The organism is Paenibacillus periandrae (assembly GCF_022458865.1).
Lineage (GTDB): Bacteria > Bacillota > Bacilli > Paenibacillales > NBRC-103111 > Paenibacillus_S > Paenibacillus_S periandrae.
Window position 1 is genome coordinate 126,631 of record NZ_JAJNMU010000023.1, and the last position, 20,609, is coordinate 147,239.

17 protein-coding genes and 1 pseudogene are annotated in these 20,609 nt (G+C 47.4%); 8 read left to right on the forward strand and 10 right to left on the reverse strand.

The window, feature by feature from the left end; genetic code table 11:
- The first annotated feature begins 11 nt into the window (after positions 1-11).
- The 4 genes from LRL21_RS32940 (at position 12) to LRL21_RS32955 (ending at position 5,591) form a co-directional block, all read left to right on the forward strand.
- Positions 12-2,057 (forward strand): alpha-amylase family protein, encoded by a 2,046-nt coding sequence (locus tag LRL21_RS32940; RefSeq protein ID WP_240420039.1) that lies wholly within the window; start codon positions 12-14, stop codon positions 2,055-2,057.
- A 38-nt stretch (positions 2,058-2,095) separates the two neighbouring features.
- Positions 2,096-3,637: a type 2 periplasmic-binding domain-containing protein gene (locus LRL21_RS32945; protein WP_240420040.1), complete on the forward strand. Its 1,542-nt coding sequence runs from the start codon at positions 2,096-2,098 to the stop codon at positions 3,635-3,637.
- A 114-nt stretch (positions 3,638-3,751) separates the two neighbouring features.
- Positions 3,752-4,675 carry an ABC transporter permease gene (locus tag LRL21_RS32950; protein ID WP_240420041.1) on the forward strand — a complete coding sequence of 308 codons (924 nt, stop codon included), beginning with the start codon at positions 3,752-3,754 and terminating at the stop codon, positions 4,673-4,675.
- A 43-nt stretch (positions 4,676-4,718) separates the two neighbouring features.
- Positions 4,719-5,591, forward strand: coding sequence for a carbohydrate ABC transporter permease (locus LRL21_RS32955; protein WP_240420042.1), 873 nt, complete (start codon positions 4,719-4,721; stop codon positions 5,589-5,591).
- A 95-nt stretch (positions 5,592-5,686) separates the two neighbouring features.
- Here the strand turns inward: LRL21_RS32955 and LRL21_RS32960 are convergent, their stop codons facing one another.
- Positions 5,687-5,908: a helix-turn-helix transcriptional regulator gene (locus tag LRL21_RS32960; RefSeq protein WP_240420043.1), complete on the reverse strand. Its 222-nt coding sequence runs from the start codon at positions 5,906-5,908 to the stop codon at positions 5,687-5,689.
- A 161-nt stretch (positions 5,909-6,069) separates the two neighbouring features.
- Between LRL21_RS32960 and LRL21_RS32965 the strand changes: the two genes are divergently transcribed.
- Both LRL21_RS32965 and LRL21_RS32970 read left to right on the forward strand, forming a co-directional pair.
- A complete protein-coding gene (locus LRL21_RS32965) occupies positions 6,070-6,951 on the forward strand; it encodes an AraC family transcriptional regulator (RefSeq protein WP_240420044.1) in 882 nt (293 codons plus the stop codon).
- A gap of 61 nt (positions 6,952-7,012) precedes the next feature.
- Positions 7,013-8,392, forward strand: a complete 1,380-nt coding sequence (locus LRL21_RS32970) for an ADP-ribosylglycohydrolase family protein (RefSeq protein WP_240420045.1) — start codon at positions 7,013-7,015, stop codon at positions 8,390-8,392.
- A 103-nt stretch (positions 8,393-8,495) separates the two neighbouring features.
- On the opposite strand, the gene LRL21_RS32975 is transcribed toward LRL21_RS32970, so the two are convergent.
- The 5 genes from LRL21_RS32975 to LRL21_RS32995 form a co-directional block, all read right to left on the reverse strand.
- Complete coding sequence (locus LRL21_RS32975; protein ID WP_240420046.1) at positions 8,496-9,587, reverse strand: response regulator; 1,092 nt, start codon at positions 9,585-9,587, stop codon at positions 8,496-8,498.
- A gap of 20 nt (positions 9,588-9,607) precedes the next feature.
- The gene (locus LRL21_RS32980; protein WP_240420047.1) at positions 9,608-11,386 is read right to left on the reverse strand and encodes a sensor histidine kinase; all 1,779 of its coding nucleotides are present in this window, start codon (positions 11,384-11,386) and stop codon (positions 9,608-9,610) included.
- A gap of 161 nt (positions 11,387-11,547) precedes the next feature.
- Positions 11,548-13,119, reverse strand: a complete 1,572-nt coding sequence (locus LRL21_RS32985; protein ID WP_240420048.1) for an extracellular solute-binding protein — start codon at positions 13,117-13,119, stop codon at positions 11,548-11,550.
- A gap of 71 nt (positions 13,120-13,190) precedes the next feature.
- Complete coding sequence (locus LRL21_RS32990; protein ID WP_240420049.1) at positions 13,191-14,066, reverse strand: carbohydrate ABC transporter permease; 876 nt, start codon at positions 14,064-14,066, stop codon at positions 13,191-13,193.
- Positions 14,067-14,190: 124 nt separating this feature from the next.
- Entirely contained in the window at positions 14,191-15,153 is a 963-nt protein-coding gene (locus LRL21_RS32995) for an ABC transporter permease (RefSeq protein WP_240420050.1), read from the reverse strand.
- 478 nt (positions 15,154-15,631) lie between these two features.
- On the opposite strand from LRL21_RS32995, the gene LRL21_RS33000 reads away from it, so the two are divergent.
- On the forward strand, positions 15,632-16,036 hold the full coding sequence (locus tag LRL21_RS33000) for a VOC family protein (RefSeq protein ID WP_240420051.1): 405 nt from the start codon (positions 15,632-15,634) through the stop codon (positions 16,034-16,036).
- Here LRL21_RS33000 and LRL21_RS33005 read toward each other — a convergent pair.
- The 3 genes and pseudogenes from LRL21_RS33005 to LRL21_RS33015 all read right to left on the reverse strand — a co-directional run bounded on the left by LRL21_RS33005 (position 16,020) and on the right by LRL21_RS33015 (position 19,084).
- Complete coding sequence (locus LRL21_RS33005; RefSeq protein WP_240420052.1) at positions 16,020-17,198, reverse strand: ABC transporter permease; 1,179 nt, start codon at positions 17,196-17,198, stop codon at positions 16,020-16,022. The two genes, LRL21_RS33000 and LRL21_RS33005, sit on opposite strands and share 17 nt — an antisense overlap.
- Complete coding sequence (locus tag LRL21_RS33010) at positions 17,182-17,814, reverse strand: HlyD family secretion protein (RefSeq protein WP_240420053.1); 633 nt, start codon at positions 17,812-17,814, stop codon at positions 17,182-17,184. The genes LRL21_RS33005 and LRL21_RS33010 overlap by 17 nt, the downstream gene beginning before the upstream one ends.
- A 38-nt stretch (positions 17,815-17,852) precedes the next feature.
- A pseudogene (locus LRL21_RS33015) lies at positions 17,853-19,084 on the reverse strand (FAD-dependent oxidoreductase).
- 186 nt (positions 19,085-19,270) lie between these two features.
- Here LRL21_RS33015 and LRL21_RS33020 point away from each other — a divergent pair.
- Positions 19,271-19,849 carry a TetR/AcrR family transcriptional regulator gene (locus LRL21_RS33020; protein ID WP_240420054.1) on the forward strand — a complete coding sequence of 193 codons (579 nt, stop codon included), beginning with the start codon at positions 19,271-19,273 and terminating at the stop codon, positions 19,847-19,849.
- A 14-nt stretch (positions 19,850-19,863) separates the two neighbouring features.
- On the opposite strand, the gene LRL21_RS33025 is transcribed toward LRL21_RS33020, so the two are convergent.
- Positions 19,864-20,391 (reverse strand): RDD family protein, encoded by a 528-nt coding sequence (locus tag LRL21_RS33025; protein ID WP_240420055.1) that lies wholly within the window; start codon positions 20,389-20,391, stop codon positions 19,864-19,866.
- Between the last annotated feature and the right edge of the window lie 218 nt (positions 20,392-20,609).

The following is a 20,609-nucleotide window of genomic DNA, read 5'->3' on the forward strand; positions in this document are numbered from 1 at the left end:
GACAGGACGAAATGAAAATAAACAAGTGGTGGCTGGAAAAACCGATGCGATTAATTCAAACCAATCTTCGGGAAATTGATGTGCTATCGGACCCCGATGAGTTTGTAAACAGCTTGAAGCCATTTTCAGCGGATGTGCTTTTATTAAATGTTGGCGGTATCGTTGCCAATTATCCTACGGAGCTCGATTTTCAATACCGCAATCCCCTTCTGGTCAACGACTTTGTCGGGGAAATCCTCGAACGTGTTCATGCCAATGGCATACGGTTGATTGCCCGGTTTGACTTCAGCAGATTAAACGAAGCCATTGCTTTGAAGCATCCCGAATGGTTGTATAAAAGTGTCAAAGGCGAAACCGTCAATTATAACGGTCAGGTACATACTGCATTTAACGGATGGTACCAGCAGGAAGGTTCGATCCAGATCATGACGGAGGCCGTCATGAAATATCCGATTGATGGTGTATTTATCAATATGCATGGTTATGTCACTCATGATTACAGCTACAATCATTACGGGATTTGTCAATCCGACAGCGATCAGGCCCGTTTTCAACAATTATTTGGTCATCCTCAACTGCCTCTGACGGCGGATAGCCTTGACCCTGTTTATCGGGATTATGAAAAGTTCAAGCAGCAAACAGTAGCTGAATTGTTCAGGAGACGCGCCCAAGCGGTGAAAGACGTCAATCCTAACGTTGCTATTTGCAATTATACTCCCGAGGGTACGGATATTTTCAGGATGGAATCCAACACTGGCATCGACCGTCAGCTTCCTGAATTTAACTACTCCGCCTCTCATCATGTCAATATGGTGATGAACTCCTGGGAGCATATGGCGGTCAGTAATTCTGCAGTTCATTTTGTCGATTTTGCTATGCGCCATTCCGCCGTATCTGCACATCATACAGCCGCCAGATTAGCACAGGATTTAGTCCATGGCGGATGGTTGGACTTTTACGTAATTGGCACATTAAATAATCAGGATGACCGTTTGTGTATGGAATCCGTTAAGGAATTGTATAGCTTTCACCGGGATAACGAACATCACTATACCAACATCGCGTCACGCTCCGATGTATGCCTGATCTTCCCGCACAACAGCAGCTATTATGGAAGTGTTAAAGAGTTTCAGGGACTATTCCGCATCCTTTCGGAGCAGCATATTTTATTTGATGTCATTCATGACAGCATTCTGGAAGATCCATCGACCTTGGATAAGCTGAGCGCATATCAAGCCGTACTGCTGCCGGATGCCCGCAATTTGAGCGGGACCGCATGCAGTGTACTGGACAGCTATGTGCAATCCGGAGGCAAGCTGCTGGCAACCGGCGGTTCCTCAATCTGCGACGAGAAAGGAACACCTTACCATGAATACCGTTTGGCATCGCTGGGTGCGGACCGTATAGAGCAGATCTACCCGCGTCAGCAGGGTGCCTACTTCCGCGTTAAACCGGAAGATAAGGAGCGGCTGCAAGGGTTTGAAGATTTGGACATCATGTACTTGTATGATGAATTTTTTCAAGCACGCTGTAAGGAGTCATGCACGAGTTTTCTGGGGTACATCCCTCCCTGCATGTTTGGTCCTCCGGAAAAATGCTACTATACCGTCATTACCGATACACCGGGGCTTATCCAACATTCCTATGGCAAAGGCAGCACCGCTCTCATTCCCTGGACGATTGGCAAGCATTATGAGAAGCTGAGCAATCATGCTCACTCCAAACTGGTGCTCAGCGCCTTGATTGATCTGCTTCAGGTAGAGCGAAGTTTACTTATCAATACGTATCCAACGGTTGAGGTAACCTCTCACCTTAAGAAAAAGGACGGCAGCACGCTGATTCATCTCGTAAATTTAAGCGGACAATTGGGTACCGCCTTTCATCCTCCGATTCCTATTCAATCTATTGAGATAGAACTTGCTGTTGAACGGAAGCCTAGCAGCATTTATACATTGAAATCAAAACGGTTGTTAGATTTCGCGGTATCATCCGAGCAATCTGTCACTTTCAAGCTGCCAGAGCTGCAATTGTTCGAAACGATTGTAATTGAATATTAAACTAAATCATCCACATTAACTCAATCGAGGTGTTGGCGATGACCAATAAATGGGCCAAATTCAGCTTGCCGTTATTTCTTAGCCTCCTGGTATTCAACGGCTGTAGCAGCGGAGCAAGCGACAGCGCAGTTCCTGGCACGGGAACCGTAGATACGAGAGGAACAGCTGCAGCGGACAATAAAGACGCAGGTCCCTTATCCATTGATGTGATGACGAGTTTTACAAATACCATACCCAAGTTGGATAACGCTTTTTATACCGAATTGCAAAGGCTTACGAATACTAAGCTGAATATTACTTTCGTCTTGGATGGAAACGATTATAATGCCAAGCTGGACCTGGTGCTTGCATCTGGAGACCTTCCGGAGGTTCTGAAGGCAGATTACACCCGCCCCACATTGGTCAATGCAATTAAAGACGGAGCCTTTTGGGATCTGACTCCTTTTCTTGGCGATTTCTCCAAATATCCGAATTTACGCGATAAAATGATACCTGGCTCTTGGAGTTACGTTAAATATGACGGGAAAACTATGGGTATTCCTCGAAGCAGAGCACAGATCGATAATACGATTATGTTCCGAAGGGATTGGCTGGAAAAAGCAAATATTCCTGTTCCTAAAACTGTAGATGAGTTTAAAGATGCGCTGAAAGCTATTGTGAAAAACAACCCAGCTGGCGGCAACGGTACAATTGGTTATGACATCGCTGATGCCACCGGCTCCCCTTCCCTGAACGCTGCCTTCGGTGTGCCTAATCCAACTTACGATACGGATGGCGGTCTGATGTACTCCTATTTAAATCCGCAGTTTACTAAACTGGTCGAATGGTTCCGTGGACTTTATGCAGAAGGGTTGATAGCTAAGGAGTTTTCCGCTCTGACCGTTACGCAACAAAAAGATTTGTTCAGCTCAGGTCGGGCATTCGCCTATGATGCCAGCGCTTACTACAGCTTCGTTTATACAGATAATGTAAAGAAAACCCAGCCTGATGGTAACGTAGTGTCGTTTCAGCCGTTAAAAGGACCTGGCGGCGAAGGAGCCATGCTCGACATTGGGACCCGTGGCGGCATGTATATTAGTAAGAGGGTACCTCAGGATAAGGTGTCCAAAATATTGGATTTCTTTGAAAAAACCGCCACACAGGAAATTACCGATCTTGGCTATTATGGCAAGGAAGGTGTTCATTACAACAATGTGAATGGCGAGAAGGTTTTGACCGATCTGGGTAAACAAGAAATTACAGTTGACAGTATCTCTGCCATGACGCCCGCTTATTCCAAATGGGGAAAAGTAGCTTATGCCGGAGCCTCAAAGGCTGCTAACGAAGCGAAGCAGAAAGAAATGGAAATTTACGGGCAAATAGGAAAAACCGACGTATTTGGGTATTTATATTCCCCTACATGGGTCGATGTATGGCCTACCTATGAAGCTGAATTGAAAAGTATGAGAATTAAAGCGGTTGTCGGTCAGATTACGATGGATCAATACAAGCAATTTGTGGATAAGGTAAATGCCGATCCGAAAATAAAGAAAGCCTATCAGGAATTCGCCAAGGATAATAAATCACGTACGAATAAATAACCACGGAATTTTAGGCAGTATCAATTAAATCTGCGTAAAGGCTGGGCATTTGGGAGCCTCAGGATATCCTGATTGCCCAACCCTTCTTCTTATAGTTTAGAAGGGAGGCATACTATGGTGCGAATAATGCCAACTAACAAACGCTGGGTAAGAATAAAAAGAAATCGCTACATATACCTGATGATGTCAGCGGGAGTCGTCTATTTTTTTCTCTTTAAATTTTTGCCTATATGGGGATTACTGCTATCGTTTCAGGACTACAGCCCCTTCAAAGGCTTCTTTGGGAGCAACTGGGTCGGCCTCAAACATTTTTCCAATTTATTCCAAAACGAACAATTTTATATTATGGGCAGAAATACATTCCTTATCAGCCTATTTAACCTCGTTTTTTATTTTCCTGTGCCTATTGTTCTGGCATTGATGCTTAATGAAGTTAGACATGAATGGTTTAAAAAAATTAATCAGTCGATTGTCTATCTCCCCCATTTTTTATCTTGGGTTATCCTCGTCAGTCTTACTTTCTTTGTATTCTCGTCAGATATCGGCATCATCAATAAACTAGTCGTTGCTTCCGGGAACCAGCCCATTCTATTCCTCTCCGAGCCCAAGTTTTTCTGGATACTGCTGACATTGCAAAATATATGGAAGGATGCCGGATGGGGCACGATTATTTTTCTAGCCGCAATCGCCGGAGTTGACCCTGCCCGCTATGAAGCTGCCGTCATTGACGGAGCGAGCCGGTGGCGGCAAATCTACCATATTACACTGCCCGCTATACGTCCCACCATTATCATTCTATTGATTCTCCGGTTTGGAAACATGGCGGATGTCGGGTTCGAACAGGTGTTATTAATGATGAACCCCCTAGTCACTTCCGTTGCGGATGTATTTGATACCTACTCGTATACTCAGGGTATTGTAGGCGGCAAAATCAGCGTTGGTGTAGCTGTAGGGATGTTCAAAGGGATTGTCGGACTCATTCTGGTAGTTACCGCTAATCAAATCGTAAAAAAATTGGGATATGAGGGGATTTACTAGCTTTTTCTTTGAGTGATTATTCATAGCGAAGAAGGTGACCTGAATGAGTTTCGTTTACAGAAAAAGGCTGACGGCAGCGGATTGGATTAACTACAGTGCCCTGATTTCGTTATCCTTAATTTGTATCTTCCCGTTTATTTATATTTTCAGCGTTTCATTCACGGACCCTGCGGTTTATGTTCCTTTACAATTTTATCTGTTCCCACCCAAATGGTCTTTAGATGCTTATAAATATATTTTGTCGACTCAAAGTTTTTTGAATTCCATTAAAAGCACTTTTTTTATCACAGTAGTGGGTACCATTCTACAGGTAATCGTCACGTTTACTTTGGCCTATGGCCTTACAAGAAAAGATCTGGATGGGAGAAAGCTCGTCTTGGGCTTCGTCATCTTTACGCTGGTGTTTCATGCAGGCATCGTTCCGAACTATCTGGTTGTGAAAAGTCTCGGACTGCTTAACTCGTATTGGTCACTGATCTGGCCTAATTTGACCAATGCATGGACGCTAATTGTTGTAAAAAGCTTTTTGGATTCGCTGCCTCCTGAGCTGGAGGAATCTGCACAAATTGACGGAAGCAATGACGTAGGCATATTTTTCAAAATTGTTATTCCCCTTTCGATGCCTGCCATTGCCGCCTTCACTTTATTTTTTGCAGTTTCGCAATGGAATATTTATTTTAATGCCTTGATCTATATATCCGATGCCAACAAGTGGACATTACAGGTGCTGATCAAGGCGCTTGTCCTGGATTCCACGCCCCTCGGTGCTTCCGGGACGGCTGCAGACGGAATTCCACCCTTAGAAACAGTCCGTATGGCCGCAGTTACATTTGCGATGGCGCCTATACTTATTGCATATCCCTTTCTGCAAAAGTATTTTGCAAAAGGCGTTATGCTGGGCTCCATAAAGGGATAGGGAATAGCCACTTTAGACCCATTTAATAACTGTACTACTACTATTATTGCAGACAAAAAAGCCGTTAAACCAAAATTACTATAGTTTTAGCGGCTTTAACTGTTTACGAATAGTCTGAGTTCTTTATTTAACAATTGTTTGTGGAATTGACCGGGGGACTGCTTCAGATAGCGCTGAAAAATACGATTTAAATTGCCCTCGGAATTGCCGATTGACAGGGCAATGTCATTCACACTTTTTTCAGTGTCCAGCAGCAGCCGCTTCGCTTCTTCCATCTTACAGATCATAACGTACTCGACAAATGACAAACCAATCATACATTTCCAATTGCGTTTGTCTTCCCTTCAGGTGATCGAACAAGTTGTTTTCCAAAATGTCAAGAATCCTAGCGCAGTTCCCAGCCACGTGATAGAATGAGAATGTAGCGGTCAAACTGCTGTTCGCTGATACCATACTATTCCTTGAGGTTGGTTCATTAATGAAGCTGACAATTACTTACGAGCATAGCATCCCAATAAATGCTTTCCGTTGGACACCGAGCGTAACGGCAAAGCCATTGCATTATCATTCCAGTTTGGAGATTGGCCTCTGCGTTTCCGGCAGAGGCATTTTTTACTTCGGTGAGAAGAACTATGAGGTCTTTCCGGGCGATATATTCATCGTGAATAATCTGGAGCTCCATATCGCCAGATCGAATGAGAATGATCCGAGTACGTACATCTTCATCAATTTCGATCCGATACTGCTGCTGGATGAGGAGGAAGCGCTGCTCCTGCCGTTTGCCTACCGCTCCGACCACTTCGACAATCGCATACCCGCTGCTTCCCCTCTGGCTGCGCCGATAGGAGCGCTGATCGAGAAGATATCCAGAGAGCTTACCGACAGGCAGGAAGGATACCGGAGTATGGCCAAGAGTGCCTTGCTGGATCTATGCGTTCTCTTCCTGCGCCACTATGCGGCAGGCTTGTCGATGAACGAGTGGAATCGGCTCACGGAATCGTTCCGGCGCATGCGTCCGGCTCTTGTCCTGATCGACCAACGCTTCCGGGAGCCGATTGAGCTGGGCGATGTTGCCAAAGTCCTCCGGATCAGCCCCTCGCGAGCCAGCCACCTGTTCCAGCAGGAGCTCGGTCGCAGCTTCAAGGAGCACCTGCTGCAGCTGCGCATCAACGAAGCTAAGCGGCTTCTCATCAGTACAAATCACAGCGCAGTGAATGTCTGCTTCGAAAGCGGGTTCCAAAGCGTGCCCTCTTTCTACCGTCTATTCGTGCGCTCCGTTGGTCTTGCTCCCCTGGATTACCGCAAGCAATATTCCGTTCACGCAATTTTTGAGAATACGACTGAACCGTTGAGTAGATGAGTCGATCCGGCCGCAGGTATACTGAAGCAGTAACGAATCATTATATTTGGAGGGAAACCATATGGCGGGTTGGACATTGCTTGATTCACTGGTACAGAACGAAGTAGTGCAGAGAAAAGAGGAAGGCTGCGATGTCAAAGGGTATGCGGAGAGAGTAGAAGCAGCAGGTACAGATCAGGAGAAGCTGATGGCAATCTACAATGAACTCATGGCGTTGCCGATCCGCAGTGATTATCCTTATGAGGAGCCGTCGGAGTTAAACGAGATTCGCTTACTGCGTCCGGAGGGACCTCGCCAGCTAAGCGACACGCTCGATGAAGCACAGTGGCAGGACAAGTTCTATGGAGCATGGCTGGGGCGGAGTGCCGGCTGTGCTCTCGGTAAGCCTCTGGAGGCATGGCATTATATGGGCGGCACAGGCAGTAATCCTGGCTGGCGCAACGTGCAGCTCTGGTTCGAGGGTGCCGATGCCTGGCCGATTCGCGGCTACACTCCGCTTGAATCCCGCGCCGAGATGGAACACGGCCTGTTCCTTGCATCCTCCAGCCTGAAGAGCACCAGAGAACAAATCCGCTTTATGGAGACGGACGATGATATTCGGTATACCGTACTCGGGCTGATTATGCTCGAAGAGCGTGGAATAGATTTCGATTCCTACGACATCGGGAAGCTGTGGCATAGCCGGCTTACCTATAGGCAGGTATGCACAGCTGAAACGCAAGCCTATCTGAACTTTACGCAGGCAACCTCCCACCAGAAGGCAGAAAGACCGGAAAATTGGGAAGAACGTAAGGATTGGGTTCGCACGTATTTGAATCCTTATCGTGAATGGATCGGAGCTCAGATTCGGGCCGATGGCTTCGCTTATGGAGCGGCCGGCAATCCCGAGCTTGCCGCCGATCTCGCTTGGCGCGATGCCTCGTTCTCGCATGTGAAGAATGGCATTTATGGAGAAATGTTTTGTGCAGCGATGATTGCAGCAGCTTTCGTAGAAAGCGACCCTGAGCGTATCGTTAGGATCGGACTAAGCGAAATCCCGCGCAATTGCCGACTTGCGCATGACATTGAGCTGGCGGTTTCTATTGCACAAGAGGCAACGGATCAACTCCAACTGGTTGATCGCATATGGGAGGCATTCAAGCACTATCATCCAGTTCATACGAACAATAATGCTGCGCTTGTGGCGGCATCAATCATTTTTGCCAAGGGAGATTTTGAGTTGGCGATTGCAACATCGGTGCTGGGCGGTTGGGACACCGATTGCAACGGAGCTACCGTCGGTTCCATTATGGGCGCCTCGCTCGGAGCAGAAAGGCTGCCTACAAAATGGACGCAGCCGTTGAACGATACACTGTATGCCGAAGTTTCAGGCTTCCATCCCATTTCTATCTCCGAATGCGCGAAACGGACCTATAAGGTGTTCAACAAAATACGCGGCTGACAAGACAAGCTCGCGGATTGACAGGAATAGAGCTCATCCAGGCCAATGAAAGAAGGCTGTATACAGACCGGCCAGGGTATGACCGGTCCATATATAGCCTTTATTATGGTTCTGCGCAGTATCTGGAGAAGCGATTTTTCAGTTCTGTGGAGCTCATTCCGTAATAAGACTTGAATACTTTGGCAAAATGCGCGCTGTCACTATAACCGACTGCTTCCGCCACATCGCCTAGCCTCTTGTCAGTAGTCAGGAGCAGCTCTTTGGCCTCGCGCATTCTCACCTCAGTCAAATAGTTCCAGATCGTCATTCCCGTCTCCTGCCGGAATACGTTGGCCAAGTAAGGTTTGCTTATATTGACGGCATCCGCGATCTGCTGCAGGCTGAGCTTGTGGGGATAATTGCGTTCAATATACCGCTTCACATCTACGATGGAGCGCCTGCCTGAGTTGATGCCTGCCATTCCATCATGGCTGTTGAACCAGGCTAAAGCCAATTCCAGCCGGTACACACCGACAAGCCTGAAGTACAATCTCCGGTCATCCAGGATAGGGACGGGAGAGCGGTCATGCTCCTCGGCCATCCACTCGAATACCCCCTCTGTTTTCCGGACGGCGACTACCCCGGCGATCCATTCATCGGCGAGAGCAAGCAGCAGTTCCACTCGTTCACCTACCCATGATTCTAATAAATGGAACGTATCGATTACCAGCAGAGGCAGTGACAAGGCTTGCTGATTACCCGGGTATTCCTGCCATCTGGCCAGCAATATCCCGGCTGAATTGTAATTTTTCAGCATAAGCGACCGCGCCGCGTTCGTTCGTATCGAGCGCAGTTGTTCTGCTGCAGCCAGCAGCGCCTGCTCAAGGTCCGATTGTTTGATCGGCTTTACGATATAGTCGATTGTGCCGAGCAAGATGCCCCGTTTGGCATATTCAAAATCATCGTAGCTGGATATAAGAATCGATCTCATCCAGGGAAATTGTCCGTTGATGCGCCGTACTAGCTCCAGACCGTCCATGTTCGGCATTCGCACATCGGTGATGAGAATATCTGCGTAATTGCCCTGCAGCCATTCCAGCGCCTCCTGTCCGTTATTGGCAGTACTGACAGCGGAAAAGTCAGCGTGCTCATTCACCCGGTTCACCAGCCCGTTGCGTATCCATTTCTCATCATCCACGATTAAACAGAATAACATTGTTACCCCTCCCTTCGCTTTTATGCCGACAGAATCGGCAGTATAAGGTGAACCTTAACGCCGTTGCCAGAACGGCAATTGCTGACAACTATTTCAGCCTGCAGACCATACCTTTTATAGAATTGCTTAATGCGGTAAGCTATATTCGGTAAGCCTATGCTCTGGTCGCCCTCTGGAATATCAAGGCTTCCGCGTGAAATACGTTCCCGCAATTCGAACAAGTCAGCCTTTGGGATGCCAGCGCCATTATCTCGAATGCAAATCCGGACATACCGGCCGAACCAGCTTCTCATGGATATGTCGATGTGGATGGAACGTCCGTATTTCTCTAGATTGTGCTTGATGGCATTTTCCAGAACAGGCTGAAGAATCAGTTTCGGACAATGCGCAGACAGCACGGCTGCTTCCGTCTTATAGTTGTACGTAACCGATTCAAACCGGATGCACGCCATATTGAGGTAATGCTTCGTGTGCTCAATCTCATCCCTGAGCGTGACAGTAATATCGCGAATACGAGAGGAATAACGAATCATAGAAGATAGCGACACAACGGCATCTTCGATCGGCTTCATGCCGGACAGGCTTGCCATAGCATTGATCGTCTCTAAAGAATTATATAGAAAGTGTGAATGAATTTGCGACTGTACAGCGGTGAACAAAGCGATCTGCTCCCGCGCCCGGGTATGGGCCAATTCGTCGATAGAGGCATCCATGCGAGCCAGCATATCATTGAATGCATGCCCCAGGTGAGCGATTTCATCTATTCCGCCCACTTCGGGGCCCGGGGCAAAATGGCCGATCTTGGTGTTCAGCAACTGCTTTTTTAATAAAACAATTCTCCGGGTCATGGAAGAGGTCATAATTAAGAGCATCAACACCGTAACCCCGATGCCGATACCCGTTACCGTCAAAGTTACGTCACGCACGAGGTAGATCGTGCGTGCGGCTTCCTTGTAGGGCACCTCAATTACGGATTTCCAGCCGGGAGTATCAGGAATGGAGGCGAATACCACAAACTGTCTGGAGTCAGGGTCCAGAAAAGCGCCGGATTCCATGTCTGACATTCTTCTGAGCAAGTGGGAGGGGGCAGTTGTGAATATAGCCTCTTCAACAGGATGCGCCACAATGGTTCCCTCCGAATCCATTATATAGCGCGAGTTATGGCTGCCATCGTTCATCCGTTCCAGAATGTTCAGAATAGGTTTTACAGATATATCCATTTGAATGTATGAATGATTTCCATAGTAGTCCAATTTTTTGAACAGCGTTAATACAACAATCGGTTTGCCTTCGTAATCCGTAGACCTTTTGACTATGAAGTTCGTCGAGCGGGCATCTGTCGAAGGCTGCTCCTTCATTCGCTCCGCCAGGGAATACCCTAGCTTGAAGGGAAGAACCGGATTATAGCGAAGCTCATTCCCGTAAGAATTAAGCAAGGATATGGAAACCACCTCGGGATGCTGCATTACGAAGGGCTGCACCGAGTTTTGGTAGACCAGATTGTACAGCCGCAGGTAGGTTGACGTGTACCTGTCCTGCTGCCTTGTCCACTGATAAAATTCGTCGCTTCCTTCGATGAACAGGAACGCTTGTTCATACTCCTTGAAGTAACGATTAATATTCAAATTGGCTTGCTCCAGCATCTGTCTGCTATATTTCTCAAGATCCAGCTGAAGCATTGACGAAGTGAGCACATATTGAACAATACCTACTGTAGAAGCGATAAAGAGAATCACGGTTACAAAAAGAAGGATAATCTTCCTCTTGATTGATTCTCTGATGAATTGCAGCACCTTCATGGTGTCCACCGCTTTCTGCTCAAAGCTGTCTTTTTATGAAATAAGTCTACAGTTATTCTGCAGCAGTGGCAATCCTGACATCCCTCTTACAACAGCTTGCTCCTCCCACTTGGAACATACAGCCCCGAATTTCCCGGGACTGTATGCAAGCAAGCGCAAACCTATTTGGTTTTGTTACTGTTATACCATTCGGTCATTTCCTTGATCAACTGATTTCCGCCTTGTTTCCTGATGTCCTGTACAAAGGTATCAAAGTAATCAACTGGCAACTCTCCATATACAATCTTCGTCATCGTCTCCTGGATCATACTGCTCGAATACCAGCTTAGCTCCGGGTTTTCGGATAATGCCTTCGGCTTGGGCATCGCTACCGTAGGATTGGGCAGCCCTTCCTTGCGGGCGATTTCGTAAGCCTGATCAATGCGCTTTATCGCTTCGGGGGAATACCGCGCCTGAATGGTCTGTTTATTGAAATAAAGGGGAGTCACCGCGAAGACGGCGCGTAAATTCGACTTGTTTTTGTCGTTTGCCGAATCATAAATGTATTTGTCACCTTCCTTGCGGTAAGTATCTCCTTCGGTGCCGATATCAACATACACTTGCCCTTCCTCGGAAGCAATCCAGTCGAACAGCTTGATTACCTCGACAGGATGCTTTGTGGTTTTCATGACGATGGTTGAGACACCAAACGGATTTTTTCGGTTGCCAACCGGTCCCGTATACCCTTTTCCCTTCGGGGTAGGTATCGCCACGACATCCACCTTGTGATTCTTGTTGGCATCCTGTATTGCCTGCTGGAAGTCGGCAATCTGCTCGACCGTGTGGTTATAAGAGGCTGCCTGTCCCGAGTTCAGCTTCTGGGTAAATATGCTGCCCGTATTGGATAGAAACTCCTGATCCAACAGCTTTTCCTTGTACATGGTCCTGATGAACTCAAGCGCAGGCTTCATGTTAGGATGCAGATAGCCGGGTATAATCTCGTTATTGTAGGGTATATTGGCCGAAGGGTCAACGCCCCACATCCCGAATATATTCTCCATCCAGCCAAAGCTTTGCCTTCCAATGAATGGAATGGTATCATCCTTGCCATTGCCATCTGGATCTTTGTCCCTCAACAGTCTCAGCATGTCGAGGAATTCATCGGAGGTCGAAGGAATTTTTGCTCCTACCTTGTCTAAATAATCCTTCCGCACATAGATAAGCCGATCCGTATCCGTCCCCCCGCCTGAGAATCTCGGTATCGCCATAATCTGACCCTTGAGTGTAACGGCATCCCAGGCGGATTGAGGTATAACTTTCTTCAGATTCGGCGCATGTTTGTCGATCAATTCGTTGAGCGGCAGCACCATTCCATTGGCCAGTGTCTCCTCATTGGCGAATCCACCAGTCCAATAGAAGTCGGGATACTCCCCTGCGGCCATTTTCAGGCGCAATTGCTCGTTGTATTTGCCGTGAGATAGGAAGGTTACATCAAGAATGGTGTTCGTTTTGCTGCCGAGATAAGCAATCGTAGGAATGCTCATGGAATTGCCTGGAGGAATCGGATTATTAATGTCCGTCTCGAATGCTTTTAACGTAACCGGTTTAGAGCTGGCTGATGGAGCTTCGCCTTTTCCGGGTTCCGGGTTCTTGCCCGTCTCCCCGCTTGTCCCGCCTGTGCAGGCTGCGAGCGTTGACCCTATTACAATAATGGAAAGTACCCCCATCCATTTCCTGTTAACATAATTGTTCATTTTCGTATCCCCCTATATAAGATTGTAAATCTGCTTAAAAATACAACTTCTGGTTCAATCTGTCCGGCAGCTTACTCCTTCACTGAACCAAGAAGAGCTCCTCGGATGAAGTGCTTTTGAATGAATGGATAGATCATCAATATAGGCAGCGTAGCAACTCCTACAGTGGCCATCTGAATACCGAGCGGAGAGTATTGGCTGATGGATTCCGGTATGTTCAGGAAGGAGTCCTGGGTGTTGAACTGGCTAAGTAGGCTGTACAGATAGAGTTGGAGCGGCTTGATTCCAGAGTCCGTGATGAAGAACAGCGGTCCCATGTAATTATTCCAATGGCCAACGGCATAGAAGAGCGTAAGTGTCATCACGATCGGCAGCGAGAGCGGCATGAAGATGCGCCACAATATCCCGTTGTCACCCATTCCATCCATCTTGGCTGCTTCGGTCAGTTCTTCGGGCAAACCGCGAAAGAAGGTAATGCACAGAATCAGATTAAAGGCTCCGATCGCATTGGGAATCATAATCGCCCAGAGCGTGTTCATCATGCCCAGGCTTTTCACTACAAGGTACATAGGAATAAGTGGAGCGGAGAATATCATGGTGAAAACGATCCCCAGGAGAATCCATTTCTTCCCTTTAAACGCAGGTCTCGACAACGGATAAGCCGTTAGCAGCGTGAAGTACATGTTAATTACGGTTCCCACTACAGTAACGATCAACGAAATGCGAAATGAATTCCAGAACACTTTATTGTGCCATACCAGCAGGTAATTATCTAACGTTGAGTCAACCGGTATGAAGGTGACAAGATTGTGAATAAGCGCTTCCCTCGAACTGAAGGAAGCCGCCAGTAAATGGGCAAAGGGAATAAAGATTAGCAGGCAGGCGCCAATCAGCAGCGCAACGTTAAGTGTATCAAAGCTGCGTTCCCCGAATGATTTTGAATACATTGCCGGTTCCTCCTAATATGCTAAGAGCAATAAGTGGTACATCCCAGCATCATCTGGCGTGTTACTTTCGGTGAATGGGTTACACTTTGCCCAGGATTTTATAACGTGGTCAACGCCGCTGCTCTCAATACAGCCCTTGGCCGGTAGTAGCTTTGCTTATCCGGTTGGCAACTACAAGCATCAGAAACCCGACAATCGATTTGAACAATCCGATGGCGGTTGCGAAGCTGTACTGGCCGTTCAGCAGTCCGGCCCGATAGGCATAGGTGTCTATGACGTCGCCAACCGAGTAGGTGGCAGGGGTAAGGAATACATAGATTTGCTCAAAGCCGATATCCAGGATATGACCGATCTTGAGCAGCAGCAGGATCATCGTAGCCGGTACAAGCTCGGGAGCCGTAATATGCAGAAATTGCTTCCACCGCCCTGCTCCATCGACAGTAGCCGCCTCATACAGCGACGGGTTAACTCCAGCCAACGCTGCCAGATAAATAATGGTTCCCCAGCCCATCTCCTTCCACATGCCTGTCGAGATGACGATTGTGCGGAAATATCCCGGCTCCTGCAGGAAATGGATTTCCGCCCCTCCCCATTGCGTCAAGTAATGGTTGAGCAGCCCCGACTGCGAGGACAGCAGCGAGTAGACGAGAGCGAAGATGATGGTCCACGACAGGAAATGTGGCAAATACAGGATCGTCTGCATCCATTGCTTCATTCGGGTACGGCTGAGCTCGTTCATCATGCAAGCCAATACGATCGGAGCCGGAAAAGCAAAAATCAATTGGTAAAAGCTGATGATCAATGTATTCACAATCAGACGCTTGAAATTGGGAAACATATACATTTGCTCGAACCACTTAAAGCCTACCCAATTGCTGTCCGTTATACCTTTGAAAATATTGTAATCCTGAAACGCAATGACGCTCCCGAGCAAAGGCACATAGCGAAATACGATAAAGTAGATGATTCCCGGCACGACCATCAAATACAATCCCGGATTGTTTCTTATGTGCCTGAACCAATGGGGCTTCGCCGGTCTGGCTGCCGGCCGATTGCTCTGTATGGCACGTGCCATGTTTTGCGTCATGCTCATCCCTCCTTTTTGACTTGATGAATATCTTGCTGTAGTTAGTGTAAGCTTTGTCAGGGAGATGAACAATCAGGCAGGATTATGGATTATTGTCTAATGTTATGGAAAACACCTTGCCGATCCCCACACACCGGAGAATTCTTCTTTGTTGTTCCAAGTGCATTATAATTTCCATGGCCTTCGTCCATCATTACGAGACTCGGTTTCTTCTTTTCCTTTCTGCGAGGCCTTTTGACGACGCGGCAGGATTCCGGGGAACGCGGCAACATCCATGTCGTATACTGACGCATTCCGAAATCGAATTCGGGAGTAAGCCTAAAAAATGTTAAAACGCTACTGACATACTGTTGTCAGTAGCGTTTTTTTATAATCGGAGTAAGTAAACATAAAGGAGTGGAAGATAAATGCGAAGTATTCTGGCCCACAAAGATATGATATGGTATTGTATCATTTATTATAGAAAGGATGGTATCTCATGAATTTTGCTTCTGTACGTATCATTACCGACGACGTAGATCGCCTCGTCGAGTTCTATGAGAAAGTCATGGGTGTTTCGGCGGAACGCCCCGCGCCCGTCTTTGCCGAACTCGTTGTGCCGTCATGCACCTTGGCCATCGGCCACTCCCAGACCGTGCAACTGTTCGGTGCTGGTTCCGCAGTGGCAGCCGATAATCACACTGTCATCATCGAGTTCCGCGTCCACGATGTCGATGCCGAATACGAGCGCTTGAAGCCGTTTGTCGACGTGTGGGTAAAGGAACCAACGACGATGCCGTGGGGGAACCGTGCTGTGCTGTTTCGCGATCCCGACGGTAATCTGGTTAACCTCTTCACGCCGGTAACCGAGGAAGCGATCAAACGGTTCAGCGGTAGGAGTTGACGGACAAAGCTCCCGAATCGACATTCTGCTCGGCCAAGGAGTTTGATTTTCTCGCTTCCCGCAGCACCATTAGTCCGATCAATAACGAGGCGGCGCCAATAATGATCAGTAATGCCCCGAGCTCCAAGCTGTAGGCCGTTAGGGCCCCATTCCGGAATGCCATTCCGCGAATCAATCGGTTCAGCCAGTTCATCGGCAGCACCCATGCCGTGACTTGAAAAAAAGTTGGCATCGCAAGCGGAGTCAGTTGAATGCCGGTAACAAGGAACGAAGGGTACAGAAGGATACTCATCCGTGAACTGACTTTGGACACATCCTTAGCTGTGTAACCGAGCACCATTCCCAGCAGAGACAAGGCAAAGGAGTACAGCAGCAAAGGGATAATAAAGAGGTAGGGCTCCGCCTCAAATCGCAAGCCCCCTACTTGCTTCAGTAAACCATAACTGAGGAGCAAGGAGACTGTGCTAAGCACGGCGTAAGGCACACTGCGAACCCACAGCCCAGCGGGCGATGTCCCGTTCGCGAACAGCCTCCCTTCTTTTCGAAGACGTGGGGCTACGGCTCCTGCTGCACCAGTCAAGAGCATTAATACGATGATATTAACAAATCCGATAACCATTGTGCCGATAAAGCTTGTCGTCGGGTTATACAGCATTCGCTGGACGAGCGTTAAGGGAGATATAATACCCTGTGCCGTTTGGGCATCCATCCCTTTTTGAGATAGTCCGGTCATGGATATCGTCATATTTTCCATCGTAATGATTTCCTGAATACCGGTTCTAATACCGGTTAGCCCTGAGGGCATTGTGTTATCCATGAAAACTCCGATATTGGAAGACTTCCCTTGCGCTCTGCGCAGCTCCAATTGTTCAGGAAGGAAGATGACGGCTACGGCCTGTTCATTTGCCAGCAAGGTATCAGGATTCATGCGGCTGGGAAATACATTCGTGACCTTCATATATTGGGATGTATTTATTTTGGCGGTTAACTGCCGTGAATAAGAACTATGGTCCTCATCAATGACAATAACCGGTGATTTATTAATTTGATTTTTCGAAAACATCAATCCAAAGAACAGTGCCGAAATTAACGGGGCAACAAAAATAACGATTAAAAACTTACTGTCCGCTACGTACCTCCACTCCTCAGTCAGCGATTTCATCGAAATCCACCTCCGCCGTCATACCCGGGAGAAGATCAGCATTTGAAGGTACGGAAATTCGGACGACAAACATGCTCACGTCCGCTTGCCCTTTCTCTCTTGTCATGCGCAAGCTGGCAAACTGAGGAGCGGCTGCAATCGAAGCGACAGTGCCTTCTACCTCAATCGGACGGTTCAGATAGGGGAAATGGATTTTAACGGTCTGGTTAAGCTTAAGTTTCTCAATTTGGCCTTCCTGTACGAAGAGGTCCGTATAATATTCCGTCTTTTGCACAACGGCGACGGGCATTCCCGGCATCAGCTGCTCTCCGGACTTTACAGCGATTCGGTTAACCAGCCCGTCATCCGGCGATAATACTTTTTCCTCGCTTCCTTCTGCGGACTTCAATTTGAATAAAATATCTCCCTTTTTAACAAAATCGCCAATTCCCGCATGTACCTGCTCGAGGGTGCCCGGCTTTTTATCATAAACGATCGTTTTCGATTCTGCATCCAGTACGCCTTGTTTACGATTCTCGGCCTGGCTCACAGCATCTTTCCCTTTTGCCACGAGCAGCGAACCTCCTGCGATCAGTACAAGTGCAATTACAACATATAAAATCCATTTTGGCTTCATATTTATGTCTCTTCCTTTCCTTATAAATCCAATTTTTTCTATTTTTTCTTGCTTATCGTCATTTTTTTAATCGCGTTCTCCGCAGCCTCCATCATCACTTCACCCAGAGTGGGATGAGGATGAATCGTCATTGCAAGATCTTCGACAGTCGCTCCCATCTCGATGGCTAATGTCAGCTCAGATATGAGCGTTGACGCCTCTACGCCAACGATTTGTGCACCTAGTACAACTCCTGATATTTGATCCGCTACAATTTTCACAAACCCCTCGGTTTCTTTCAGCGCAAGGGCTCTTCCGTTAATGCCGAATGCGGATTTGCCCGTAATCGCTAGAATGCCTTTTTCCTTGCTCTCCGTCTCCGTTAGGCCAACGCTTGCGAGCTCCGGTTCGGAAAAGACGACAAGCGGAATGGCTTTATGATCAATAATGGAAGATTCCCCCGCAATAGCTTCCGCCGCCACCTTCGCCTCATACGCAGCTTTGTGGGCAAGAGCCGGACCTGTTCGAATATCCCCGATTGCAAACACATGCGGAACCTTCGTTCTGCATTGTTCGTCCGTCTCGATCAGTCCTCTGGCCGCTGCCTGCAAGCCAATACGTTCAAGTCCTAATTCCCCATCCGTATTCGGTCTTCTGCCAACAGTAACCAATACATATTCCGCTTGAATAAAATGCTGCTCCTGCCCTTTCATGTAATGGAGCGTTAACCCATCCGCTCCCTGTTCGACTTTTGCTGCCTTAGCATCCGTTATGACAGTTACCCCGTCTTTGTTCAACTGCCGAACTACAGGAGCAACCAGGTCCGCCTCAAATCCAGGAAGCACTTGTCCGCCTCCTTCGAGAATGGTCACCCTGGTACCGAATTTGGCATAAATCTGTCCCAATTCAACGCCGATGTAGCCGCCGCCTACGACCACCAGGCTTGCTGGCAGTTTAGGGACAATGCTTCCGTGGATGACAAGATACGCCCGCCATACGGCAGCGCCTCCAGCTCAATCGGGCGAGAACCCGTGGCCAAAATGACGTTTTTAAATGAAAATTTTTGTTCGATTTCCTGCTGTTTGACCACCACCGTGCGCTCATCAATGAAGCTTGCTTCTCCTTGGAGGAACGTAACTCCAGCTGTTTTTAACAGAAATTGAACGCCGTCGACCTGATTGCGCTCGACAACCGCCGTTTTCATCCCGAGCTGTGCAGATCGCAGCGCCGCCGCGTAACCTCCTGGGCCTGATCCGATTACCAAAGTATCTACCGGTTCTAATTGGATCATTGTTGTATATCTCCTGTCTAAAATATTATGAACGTAATATATTATAAATCATCATATTTTAAAACCGTCAATAGCCTCTCTTGTTTTGCCTTACTTGCAACGGTTTTTATTAAAGAAAATTGACACCCTTAATTATGATGTCTATAATATTTTAAAAATGGATTAGTATGAAGGAGTGTGTTTTGGATGCCCTATCCTGAAGGTCATAAATTAAAAGTTCGCGGCCGGATTATTGAAAGTGCCGCCAAAGCTTTTCGTACGAACGGAATTCGCGAGATCAGCGTTCCGGTCATTATGAAGGGGGCAGGTTTAACGCATGGGGGATTTTATTCACACTTTGACAATAAAGAGCAGCTGGTTTCGGAAACCTGCCGGTATGCCATAAGCGATACAATAACACTGCTGAAGAAGGCTGTGGATCAGGCGAGGGAAGAATCGAAGATTGATGCTGTTATCAATTTTTATTTAAGTGCGTATCATCGTGATCAAACTGAGATCGGCTGCATTCTCCCCTCCCTTTCCGGTGAAATATCGCGAGCTTCCGAAGAAGTGCGTCAGGTCTTTATGCAAGAGATGCAGCGAATGATTGACTTTATTTGTGATCTGGCGAAAATCGACCATTCTGCGGGCAATGCTGTCATGAGCCTCATGGTCGGCACGATTGTGCTGGCACGATCGGTAAGCGACCCCGAGCTGAGCGACAGCCTTCTATCGGCAGGGAAACAAAATGCTAAAGAGCTGATTAAGTTCAGGCAGCAAGGTTAAATAAATTGGGGCTATCAAAAAATAAGAGAGACAATCGGGAGGTCAGCCCCTTGTCCACACCACCATACGAGTATACTTCGCTTAAGGGCCTTATCAAAGTTCGGTTTCTGACCCTCCAAATCCCTTATCCTGATGCCAAGGATCCACTTACCGAGGGTGGTTCCCCACAATTTTAGTAGGCATGCCTCATAAGGTATGGATAGAATAAGAATCATAATGCCCAGAAATAACCCGCTAAAACGGGTATTAAAGAAGTCCATCGGGACAAAGACCATAAGAATACCCAGTAGGAAGCCTAAAATTATCATATCAAATCCGCGTGCCCAATAACGGACCCATGGACGTACACCATCAATTGCAGATTTCTGGAAATGCAGCTTTGCAAATGATTCAGCTGCATTCCATTCCGATTCATTCCACTTAACACTTGTATCGCGTTTCAATTCGCCGCTTTGAATCAAACTATTCATCTCATTCGTTGTGAAAGGGCCATTTTCCTGACCGCCCTGCTTATAAAACCATCCTTGATCCTCTTGTACCATTCGGAACCCCCCAAATAATAAGATCTCATTTTGATAAGCTCAGGCGATGGCGATACCATATCCATTAAACGCTTGTGCAAATCATATATTTCTTTCGATTCAACACTAAGAAATGTTACTGCTGTTCCGAAGGTCGCTGGCTCAGACAGCGTTAAGTTGGAAGCTTTGAAACGATGAACATGTTATCCTTACATTTTCAAGCCATCTCATATCTTTTG